At 67.1% G+C, this 9,506-nt stretch carries 4 protein-coding genes and 1 pseudogene; all 5 read right to left on the minus strand.

The genetic code is table 11. From position 1 onward, the window contains the following. Nucleotides 1–72: 72 nt before the first annotated feature. The gene (locus BFE01S_RS31385) at nt 73–2,184 is read right to left on the minus strand and encodes an HlyD family efflux transporter periplasmic adaptor subunit (protein ID WP_028228916.1); all 2,112 of its coding nucleotides are present in this window, start codon (nt 2,182–2,184) and stop codon (nt 73–75) included. A gap of 85 nt (nt 2,185–2,269) precedes the next feature. Continuing rightward, the gene (locus tag BFE01S_RS31390; protein WP_028228917.1) at nt 2,270–3,733 is read right to left on the minus strand and encodes an efflux RND transporter periplasmic adaptor subunit; all 1,464 of its coding nucleotides are present in this window, start codon (nt 3,731–3,733) and stop codon (nt 2,270–2,272) included. A gap of 13 nt (nt 3,734–3,746) precedes the next feature. Next, the gene (locus BFE01S_RS31395) at nt 3,747–4,517 is read right to left on the minus strand and encodes an efflux RND transporter periplasmic adaptor subunit (protein WP_028228918.1); all 771 of its coding nucleotides are present in this window, start codon (nt 4,515–4,517) and stop codon (nt 3,747–3,749) included. A 20-nt stretch (nt 4,518–4,537) separates the two neighbouring features. Further along, nucleotides 4,538–6,145: a TolC family protein gene (locus tag BFE01S_RS40910; RefSeq protein WP_322787848.1), complete on the minus strand. Its 1,608-nt coding sequence runs from the start codon at nt 6,143–6,145 to the stop codon at nt 4,538–4,540. Beyond that, nucleotides 6,142–9,506, minus strand: a pseudogene (locus BFE01S_RS45195) (DUF4347 domain-containing protein); the annotation flags it as partial. The gene BFE01S_RS40910 and the pseudogene BFE01S_RS45195, both read right to left, overlap by 4 nt.

A 9,506-nucleotide genomic window follows, 5' to 3' on the forward strand; every position in this document is an offset into this window, starting at 1 on the left:
AGGGCATAAACATCCTTTCCAATGCCTTTCATTCGACACCGATCCAGCGTCTGCGACAGCGACCTCCGTGAGTCAGGCTCCGCCCTCGCGCTCGAAAACCGACACCAGCCACCGGATACCGCGCACCGCAAAACTCTCGCGCGCCGCGCCGAGTGTCGCGGTCCCCACGATCTGGCGGCCGAGCGTCCGATCGCCGGCGCATCCCTCGATGCGCACGCGATAGGTGGCCGCGAGCGGCACAAGCTGCTTTGTGCCGGGCTGCATGTCGGCGGGCACCGGGCCGCCATATACGCTCGCGATAGCGGGCTCGTCGAGCGTCGCCACGTTCACGCGATCGACCGCGCTGACGCGGCAATGCAGCGTCCCCATCTCCGCCACCGAAGCGACGAACTGCACCGTGTCGCCGGGCGCGATGCGGCCAACGTCGTCCTCGCCGACGAACGCATCGCCCTTGACGCCCCGCTGCCCGACCACGTCGAACATCGGTTCGCCGCGCGGCAGCCACGTGCCGGGTGCGAGATCGTCGCCGCTATGCACGGTGCCGTCGAACGGCGCGCGCAACGTGAGTTGCCCGATCTGCGCCTGCAGACCCGCAACCGACTCGCGCGCCGCGTCCCACCGCTTCGTAAGCGCGACACCCTGCTCCAGCAGGCGCTGATCGAACGACTGCTGATCGACTTCCCAGCGCAGCAGCGCTTCTTCCGTCTGCGCCGCTTTCAGCCGATGTTCGAGGTCCGGCGATTCGAGCACGGCGAGCACGTCGCCCGCATGCACGAACGCTCCATCGCGTGCAAGCGGGCCCTGCGCCGAAACGTACCCGGCTTGCGGCGCATAGAGCCCTTGGGCGGCGAGCGGCCCGAACACCGCCGGCGCATCGACACCGCCATGCCAGGGCAGCACGAGCACCGCCAGCGCGAACACGCCGAGCGCGGTAGCGCGCACCGTCTCGCGGCACCAGCGCAATTCGTGCCGGCGCCCCCAGCAGACGCCGGTCTCGCGCACGACCGGACGCACGATGAACCAGCCGAACTCGACCACGAACAGCACCACGCCGAGCGCCTTGAAGAATGCGTGATAGACCACGAGCGCAATCGAGAAGAACACGACGAGCCGGTACAGCCACGCCGCGAACGAGAACGCCATCAGAAAGCGCCGCCGCGAAGGCGGGCACGGTTCGGGCTGCGGATCGCCAAGGCCGAACAGCCACTCTCGCATGCGCCAGCGTGCGAACGCGAACGCCCGCTCGTGCAGGTTCGGCATGTTGAGCCAGTCCGAGAGCAGGAAGTAGCCGTCGAAACGCATGAACGGGCTCGCGTTGATCGTGAGCGTGCCGATCCACGTGGTGGTCGCCAGCAAAAACGCGCCGGCGCGCACGGGGCCGTCGGGCAGAAGGCTCCATGCAAGCGTCGCGAACGCGGCGAGCGCGAGTTCGCAGAGCATGCCGGCCGCCCCGATGCGCAGGCGGTCCGCGCGCCCGGGGACTTTCCATGCTTCGGTGGTGTCCGTGTACAGCACGGGCAGCATCACGAGCAGCGCGACCCCCATGGTGGGCACGCGGCAACCGTAGCGATAGGCGGTGAACGCATGGCCGAACTCGTGCAGGACTTTCGCAAAGGCGAGCGCGAGCCCGATCGCCACGATGCCGCGCCAGTCAGCGTACGCATGGAACGTGTGGACGAACTCATCCCATTGCCTCGACACCAGCGCGAGCCCCACGACTGCCGCAAGCGCTACCGCGGCCCAGAACGCCGGACGGTAGGCAAGCTCGGCATAGCGCGCAAAGCGGCGCAGAAAAGCCATCGGGTGCCACAGCGGGACGCGGATCATCAGGTAGTGCTTGAGCAGCCACATCGCGTGCGACAGGCGGCTCGCGGCCGCCGCCGCGGCAAGGCGAGAGGTGTCCGCCGCGCTCGCCGCGACGAGCAGGTTCTGCCCGCGCAGCATGCGCACCAGTGCCTCGATGTCGGCAAGGCCGACGGTAAGCGGGGTCTGCTCGTTGACCGACGCGACAATCGCGTGCGCGTCGTCGAGCGCCCAGCGCGAGAGCATTTCGAACGCGGGCCAGCCGATCTGGAAGAAGCGGTTGCCGGCCGGGTCGTGCAGCATCCAGGCGGGCGCGCCCTCGGGTGTCGCGGCGCCGCGGGTCAGCGTCAGTTCCTGGCGCAGTTGGGGAAGGCGTGGCATCGGTCGGGCGCTCGGTTGCGTGCGAAGGTCGATCGGTAAGGGAGGAACGGAGAGATCGGGCAAAAAAAGACGAAAGCGGACGGCCTTACCAGCCGAGCCACTGCCGCGCGATCGTCAGCGGCCTGCGCAACACGTAGTACGCCAGCGGCACCCAGCGGCCGTGAATGCGTGCCGTGCCCATCGCGCCGAGCACGGGCTGTGCGCTGCCGGTGAAGGTTGCCTTCACGCGATAGGCCAGCACGCCGTCGGGTGTCGGCTCGGCCCGGTAGGCGACCGTATCGATCCGCGCATCGTAGGCGGAAAGCGGCGAGCTCTTCGGATAGAGCGTGAGCGTGGCGCCGGGTTTCACATCGACGTTGTCGGCCACAGGCAGCCAGGCGGTCAGTTCGACGTGTGCGGGATCGGCAAGCAGCATGACCTTCTCGCCCACCGACACGGCGCGGCCGTTCCAGTCGTTCGGATCCGCGAACACCGCCACGCCGGCGCGCGCAGCCGTCACGCGCACGCGTGCGAGTTCGCGCGCGGTGTAGTCGAGCTCGACCTGGCTCTCGTCGAGCTTGCCTTTTTTCATCGCCATGTCGAGCCGGTCGCGATCGTCGGTCACGGCGAGCTGTGCGGTCTGGCGGTACTCCTCCTCGGCCGTCTCGAAGTCCTTGTTTGCCACCGCATAGCGCGAGGCGAGCGTCGTGGCGTCGAGCGCAAAGAGCGGCGTGCCGGGTGCCACGCGCTGATTCGGCTGCGTATAAAGCCGCTCTATCACGCCGTCCAGCGGCGCACGCACGACGAACGGGTCCTTCGCGGTGACTTCGGCGGGGGCGAGCACGGACAGCGGCACCGGGACGACGCACAAAAGACCGAGCGCGGCGAGCGTGCGGCGCCTCGTCCTGCCGGGACGCAGCAACAACTTCGCGCGTTCGCCCCACGTCGCGCGGGGCGCGAATGCGGCGAGCGCATGCGCCCACACCTGCGCGAGTTCGGCCAGCATGACCTCTTCCGTGCGGGCCCATGCGTTCTCGCGCACGAACACCACGCCGCCGAACGAGCGGCCCGAGCGGTCAATGAGCGGCACCCATAAGGCATGCATGGGCCACCATTCGCCCCAGTCGGCGGCGATCGCCTGAGGCAGATGTGCCGACGTAAAGGCGTAGGGCTCCCGCGCCAGCGCAGGATTAGATGCCGGTCCTGCCGCGCCGCCTCCTTGCCTTATCCCTTCGGAATCCTCTGCTTCCCCTGCGGCAACACCCGCATGCGCGGCGTTGCGTTGAGCCTCGTGCGCCCTTGCTTTCACCAGGGCGCGGAACATCTCCCCCAGCCACTGCACATAGGGCGCGCCGGGATCGCTCTGCGGCAAACCCGAAACGGCGGCAACCGCACCCGGCGCGTGCAGGGGCGCGCGCCACCAGGCGGCCTGCCGGTAAGGAACGAGCGACTGGGTTTCGTTGACGATCGTGAAGCCGAGCGTCTCTTCGCGCTCGGCCTCTCTCGCACGCGCGGCCAGTTGCCACAACAGCGCGAGATCGCCGGCTTCGATACGGACCGATGCGTTCATGTCAAAGCGTCGCTCAACGACCCGCGAAAGCGGCCCAGCCGCTCATGCCGGGCAGCAGCTCGGCCCCGTTGCTGTCGAGTGCGGCCGTCACATCGACAGTCTGCGTGACCGGATCGACGCGGGCGCCGATTCGCGCCACGCGCGCCGGATAGGTCTTGCCCACTTCGTCCACCTGAACCGTGAGCGCGTGGCCGGGCCTGAGCCACGCAAGCCACTTCGAAGGCACGATCATCTTCAGTTCGAGATGCCCCGTATCGACGATCGTCAAAAGCGGCTTGCCGGCTTCCGCGTATTGCCCCGGCGCCGCGCTGCGCTTTTCCACGCGGCCGTCGAACGGCGCGGCCACCGCGCACTTGCGAACCGTGGCTTGCATATAGGCGACCTCTGCGCCGCTGGCTTTCGCCTTGGCCTGCGCTTCGTCCACGTCGAGCTCGCCGATCGAATGCAATTGCAACAACCGCTCGTCCACCTGCTTGAGCTGGAGCGCCGCGTCGGCCTCGGCTTGCGCCTTGTGCAACTGCGCCGTGTACAGCGAACAATCGAACGACACGAGCGTCTGCCCCGCGCGGAACGCGTCGCCGTCGCGAAACGGCAGCGACGCGATCTTCGCACCGATCTCGCTCGAGATCTCCACCTCGTCGCGCGAGACGAGCTGGACGCGAATGCGCCCGTCGCCGGGTTGCGCGCTCGCAGCGCCGGGCACCGCCGGCTCCGCTACGGGTGTTGCCGCACCGGCCCTATTCCAGACCGGCAGCATGCACACCATGACGACCAGACTGCCCATTCCTGCACGCCAGCTCGACTTCATTGCGTCTTCACTCCGCCTGCTTCGCCGAGCGCGGCCCAGCGCCGCTCCGCGAGAACAATCGACTGTTCGACTGCCGCGAGATCGTTGCCAGCCATCTTCTCCGGAACGGGGTCGAGCCCGATGGACGCGAGCATCTGCCCATACGCGCTCTCAAGCTCTCCATAGCTTTGATAGAGGCGCAACTCCGACATCATCGCCTCGCTCGCCGCCCGAATCTCTTCGAGCTTGCCCTGCGCATTCGCGACGGTTGCGTTGTGCGTGTGCTCGAGAATCTGCTGATCGACGTCGCTGATCTGCCTGGCGAGATCGAACTGGCGCGTCTTCGCGCTCAAATCCGCGCGCGCGACGTGCACCTGCGTGAGCACCGCCATCGAAAGCGCGAGCCGCTGCGCGCGCGACACATCGAGTTGCGCCTTCGCCATGCCGCGGATGTTCGAGACGTTCAGCACGTTCAGCAGGTTCCAGCTCACGTTGATGCCGGCGGCGCGCCACGCGTGATAGACGAGGAAGCTGTTGCTGTCGTAGTGCGTCCCGAACGACAGCTCGACGCCGGGCAGCAGCTTCGCGATCGCCTTGTGCGTCTCGTTGACGCTGATGCGCTCGTTGTAGTCCGCCTCCACGAGTTCGGGGCGGTGCTCGAGCGCGGCTTCCTCCATCTGGTCCATGGGCATGTCGAACGACGGCACGTTGAAACCGTCGGGCGCCGCGAGCGTGAAGTCGGTGCCGGGGGCGATGTTCATGAGCGAGGCGAGACGCGGCTTCGCTTCCTCCAACTGATCGCGCACGGCTTCGAGCTGGCGCATGATGTCGAGCAGCGCGTGCTGGTAACCCAAGGTTTCGAGCGGCGAGCGCAGCGCTTCCTGCTGGGATTTGCGCGACTCGTCGAGCGCCGTGCGCGCTTCGTCGAGCAGCGGGCCGATGCGGTCGTGCAGATGCTGCGCCCCCGCGGCCTCCCAGTACGCCTCGCGCACCTGCTGCATCAGCAACTGTACGACCTTGCGGCGCCGTTGTTCGAGCACAAGCACGCGGTCGGCCTGCTCCTTGGCCTCGAAGTAGCTCACCCCAAAATCCAGCAGATTCCAGGAGAATCCCAGGTCGGTGGTGCGATCGTTCTGGTCGGTGGAGTACGAAGGCGGCACGACCTGCGTGTCCGTGTACAGCCCCTGCGACGACGAGGCGAGCGGCTGGTTGCGATACGTGTAGCCGGCCTGCGCCGTGAGCTGCGGCAGCAGGTTGAAATTGTCGACATTGAGCTGCTGCTGCGCGAGCGCTTCTTCCATCATCTTCTGGCGATGGTCGAGGTTGTAGCGGACTGCGCGCGCCATCGCTTCTTCAAGCGTCACCGGGCCGCCCAGCGGCGGCTCGCCCGCGAACATGGCGGTGCGATCCGCCTGTGCGGACTGCACGCGATCGGCGTCGGAAAACGGCGTCGGGTGGAGCGCGCAGCCGGACAGCCACAGCGCCGAGGCGGAGAGTGCGATCAGCGACCGGCGCGGCAGGCGCGGTGCCGAGGGAAGTGCGTGCGTTGGTCTCACGTTGACGAATCTCTTGTTGTCCTGGTTCTTGTTAAGGAAGTACGGATAGCGAAACAATTTGGTCTTCACGTGCGGCGCACCGGAGCAGCAATGGCCGTGGGGCCGGCCGGCCGCGCGACGTGCAGCGCCGCTCGTGCCTGCGCGAACTGGTGCGCGAGCGACGGCTTGCCGGCCGGCAAAGGCTCCGGCCCGGCGTTGTCCCGTGCGGCAAGCGGCGCGACGGTGCGCCCGGCCGCCGGTTGCAGCGTCTGGGCCGGATGGCGGTGTGCAGCGCGAGCGTGTTCGTGCCCGGTGTCGCGGTGCCGTGGTACGAGCACGATCTGGTGCCGCGTGACGCGGCCATCGGCAGCACGCTCGTCAATAACCACGCGCACGTCGTGGGCGCCAGGCGGCAGTGCGCCTTGCAGCACACCGTGAACGGCGTCGTAGCGCAACCAGCCCGGCAACGCGCTACCGTCGGCGAGTTGCACCAGCACGGTGGTTGCCCCAGCGGAGTCGGGCAGCACCGAGGCAAGCGGCATCGAGAACGGCTGACCCGCCGCGACATCGACGCTCACGACCTCGGCGACGGGTTCGGGCGCCCACGCGAGCGAGGACGGGAGGCTCACGTCGCGCAGCGGCGGAATCGGCGTCACGCTCGTCAAGTCCAGCGATAAACCGGTCGTCACACTGCCCGGGCCCGAAAACGTAATCGTCGGCACCCCCGGCAACGCGCCCACGTCGGCAGGCGGCGCGAATTCCGTGAGCACCAGCGGCAAAGCGGGCGCGACGCTTCCGTACGGGATGCTGTCCTTCAACGGCGGTGGCGGCTCCGAAGGGGTCGGGCTCGGGCCGGTTGCGGCGGGGCGGTCGGTGATCACCTCGACCTGCACGCCAACGGTCACCGGCGCACTGGTCTTGATGCCGTCACTGACCGTGAAGCTCACGGTGCGCGTGCCGTTGGCGATGTGGCCGACTTCGGTGAACGTGACGGCGTCGAGCGCCGCCGCCCACTGCCCCAGCGTCGCGCTGGCACCGTTCGAAGTCAGCGTCAGCACGCCCGTTGCCGCGTTGTACGACGTGGCGGTGATGTTGCCGGTCGCGGCGCTGGCGGTGAACGCAAGCACGTCCTGACCCGGCACGAGGTTCTCGCCGATCTGAATGGTCGCGGATGCGAGCGTGGCGTTGTCGCGGTCGGTCAGCACGATACCCGGATCGAGCGCCACTGGCTTGGCGCCGTTGCCCGTACCCGCATAGACGACGGTGTTGCCGCCGCCGGTTGCGATCGGCGTCTGGTCGATGTCCTGAACTGTGACCGTGCGCGTGGCCGTGTTGCTGGGGTTGCCGTTGGTGTCGGTCACGCCGATGGTGATTGTGCGCGTTGCGGTGTTCGGTGTGATGGCCGTGTCCGTATAGGTCACGGATTCCAGCGCGCTCTGCCATTGCGCGAGCGTGGCTGTGCCGCCCGAAGACGTGAGCGTCAGCACGCCCGTCGAGGCGTTGTACGATCCGGCGATATTGCCGAATGTCGTAGCGTTCGGATTCGTGAAGGCGAGTACGTCTTCGCTGCCGTGGAAGTTGCCTGTGATCGATACGGTTGCCGACTGCAGGCCGCCGCTGCTTGCATCGGTCACCGTCAAGGCCGGGGCTACGGCAACCGGTGTGGAGGCGGTGTTGTCACCCGCCACGAATGCGGAGGAACCCGCGCCGCTCGTCACGATCGGCGGCCCCTGCACTGCCACCGTCTTCGTCGCGGCGACACTATTCTCTGTGCCGTCGTTGACCACGAACGAGATCGTGCGGTTGCCCGGCGTCGCCGAGGCCGATGCCGAGAATGTCACCGCGTCGAACGCATTGGCCCATTGTGCGTCGGTAGCCGTCGCGCCCGCGGAAGTCAGTGTCAGCACGCCTGTCGAAGCGTTATACGACGCCGCGATGTTGCCAAACCGGGAACCGCTCGTGTTCGTGAACAATAGCGTGTCGCCGCTGTTGAAACCCCCGCTGATCGACACCGTGCCCGAGGCCTGCGTGGTGTTGTCGCGGTCACTTACCGTCACGCCGCTGTCCACGGCCACCGCGCTTGCACCGCCGACGTAGTTCGTCGTGCCGCCCGTCGTCGTTACGATCGGCGTCTGGTCCGTGTCCTGAACCGTTACCGTGCGCGTGACCGTATTGCTGGTGTTGCCGTTGGTGTCGGTCACGCCGATGGTGATTGTGCGCGTCGCCGCGTTGGGCGTAATCGCCGTGTCGGTATAGGTCACCGACTCCAGCGCGCTCTGCCACTGCGCGAGCGTGGCTGTGCCACCCGAAGACGTGAGCGTCAGCACGCCCGTCGAGGCGTTGTACGATCCGGCGATATTACCGAATGTCGTAGCGTTCGGATTCGTGAAGGCGAGTACGTCTTCGCTGCCGTGGAAGTTGCCTGTGATCGAAACGGTTGCCGACTGCAGACCCCCGCTGCTTGCATCGGTCACCGTCAAGCCCGGGGCTACGGCAACCGGTGTGGAGGCGGTGTTGTCGCCCGCCACGAATGCGGACGAACCCACTCCGCTCGTCACGATCGGCGGCCCCTGCACTGCTACCGTCTTCGTCGCCGCGACACTGTTCTCCGTGCCGTCGTTGACCACGAACGAGATCGTGCGGTTGCCCGGTGTCGCGGATGACGATGCCGAGAACGTCACCGCGTCGAATGCATTGGCCCATTGTGCATCGGTAGCCGTCGCGCCCGCAGAAGTCAGTGTCAGCACGCCTGTCGAAGCGTTATACGACGCCGCGATGTTGCCAAAGAGCACGCTGCTCGTGTTCGTAAACAATAGCGTGTCGCCGCTGTTGAAACCCCCGCTGATCGACACCGCGCCCGAGGCTTGCGTGGTGTTGTCGCGGTCGCTCACCGTCACGCCGCTGTCCACGGCCACCGCGCTTGCACCGCCGACGTAGTTCGTCGTGCCGCCCGTCGTCGTTACGATAGGGGTCTGGTCCGTGTCTGCCACCGTGACCGTACGCGTAGCCGTATTGCTCGTGTTGCCGTTGCTGTCGGTTGTCGTGAAACTGATCGTGCGCGTCGCGGCATTGGGCGTAACCGCCGTGTCGGTATAGGTCACGGATTCCAGCGCGCTTTGCCATTGTGCGAGCGTGGCGGCCCCACCCGAAGACGTGAGCGTCAGCACACCCGTCGAGGCGTTGTACGATCCGGCGATATTGCCGAATGCCGTAGCGTTCGTATTCGTGAACGCGAGTACGTCTTCGCTGCCGTGGAAGTTACCTGTGATCGAAACGCTTGCCGACTGCAGGCCACCGCTGCTTGCATCGGTCACCGTCAAGCCCGGGGCTACGGCAACCGGTGTGGAGGCGGCGTTGTCGCCCGCCACGAATGCGGAGGAACCCGCGCCGCTCGTCACGATCGGCGGCCCCTGCACTGCCACCGTCTTCGTCGCCGCGACACTATTCTCCG

The organism is Paraburkholderia ferrariae NBRC 106233, assembly GCF_000685035.1.
Taxonomy (GTDB): domain Bacteria; phylum Pseudomonadota; class Gammaproteobacteria; order Burkholderiales; family Burkholderiaceae; genus Paraburkholderia; species Paraburkholderia ferrariae.